General features: G+C 67.3%; 1 protein-coding gene. It reads right to left on the reverse strand.

Annotated elements, in window-relative coordinates; translation table 11 throughout:
* The coding region (locus tag AB4Z27_RS29475; protein WP_441646043.1) for a Wzy polymerase domain-containing protein at positions 1-505 on the reverse strand (505 nt) is incomplete at both ends.

The following is a 505-nucleotide window of genomic DNA, read 5'->3' on the forward strand; positions in this document are numbered from 1 at the left end:
CTTCCACGCGACGGTAGTCCTGCCAGAGCGTGGTCAGGATGATGGCCGAGAGCGCGACGAAGGCGATGCCGATGACCATCGGCACCGGCTTGGGGACTCGCCATTTGCCGAAGCCGGACGGCTCCAGCCATCCCAGCAGGAAGCAGAACGGCAGGAAGAAGTAGAGGTAATGGAGCGGGTATTCGAGCATCGAATGCGCGCCGACCATCGCCAGCCAGAGCAGGATCACCACGGTCTGCGGGCGCTCCGCCGACGTCGCGCGCCAGAGGCGACTACGCACCACACGCCCCAGCCACGCCAGCAGCAGCACCCCCACGCCCGCCGTCCCCGTCAAACCCGTCTTCGCCAGCAGATCGAGCACGGCGTTGTGGGCATGCAGGGACATCTCGGCCGTCACGCGCACCTGCGCCATCTGCTGGAACTGCGCCCAGCCGAACTCCCCGTAACCCACGCCGAGCAGTGGATGCAACCGGAACATCGCGACGGCATGCGCCCAGAGCGCGCC

Source organism: Cupriavidus sp. KB_39 (assembly GCF_052114485.1).
Lineage (GTDB): Bacteria > Pseudomonadota > Gammaproteobacteria > Burkholderiales > Burkholderiaceae > Cupriavidus.